Source organism: Cupriavidus sp. 96C5-1 (assembly GCF_057798855.1).
Window position 1 is genome coordinate 1 of the sequence record NZ_JBYOJU010000117.1, and the last position, 664, is coordinate 664.

The 664-nt window shown below is 51.1% G+C and carries 2 tRNA genes and 1 rRNA gene; all 3 read left to right on the forward strand.

From position 1 onward, the window contains the following. Nucleotides 1–125: ribosomal RNA gene (locus AC3FOF_RS44545) — 16S ribosomal RNA — on the forward strand; the annotation flags it as partial. A gap of 61 nt (nucleotides 126–186) precedes the next feature. Next, nucleotides 187–263 (forward strand) — tRNA-Ile (locus AC3FOF_RS44550). Between the two features lie 47 nt (nucleotides 264–310). After that, nucleotides 311–386 (forward strand) — tRNA-Ala (locus AC3FOF_RS44555). The last annotated feature ends 278 nt before the right edge of the window (nucleotides 387–664 follow it).

A 664-nucleotide genomic window follows, 5' to 3' on the forward strand; every position in this document is an offset into this window, starting at 1 on the left:
AGTGGGTTTTGCCAGAAGTAGTTAGCCTAACCGCAAGGAGGGCGATTACCACGGCAGGGTTCATGACTGGGGTGAAGTCGTAACAAGGTAGCCGTATCGGAAGGTGCGGCTGGATCACCTCCTTTCAAGAGCGTGCATCTAAAGTCGAGCGTTCACACTTATCGGTTTGTTTGCTGTTACAGCCAAGGGTCTGTAGCTCAGGTGGTTAGAGCACCGTCTTGATAAGGCGGGGGTCGTAGGTTCAAGTCCTACCAGACCCACCAGGTTACAGGCGGTGGTTCGAAGCTGAGCCTCCGACAAGCAGTACATGGGGGGATTAGCTCAGCTGGGAGAGCACCTGCTTTGCAAGCAGGGGGTCGTCGGTTCGATCCCGTCATCCTCCACCATGATTTTTACCTTGGATTGGTCAGTCCAAATGCAAGCGCTTAACGATTGAGCGTTTGCATTTGGCTTTGCCAAGACGACGCAAGTCGGCTGTTCTTTAACAATATGGGATGTAGTAAAGGTGTCGTGAGCGTTGATGAGACGCTGCAGTACAACACGATACCGGGTTGTGATTGTATCAACCGAAATGTATTTAAGTGATCGAAAGATGACTTGGAATACGGCACAAATGCGAGAACTCATCCTGTAGCGACGTGGCTTGAACGGAAGTTTGAGACAC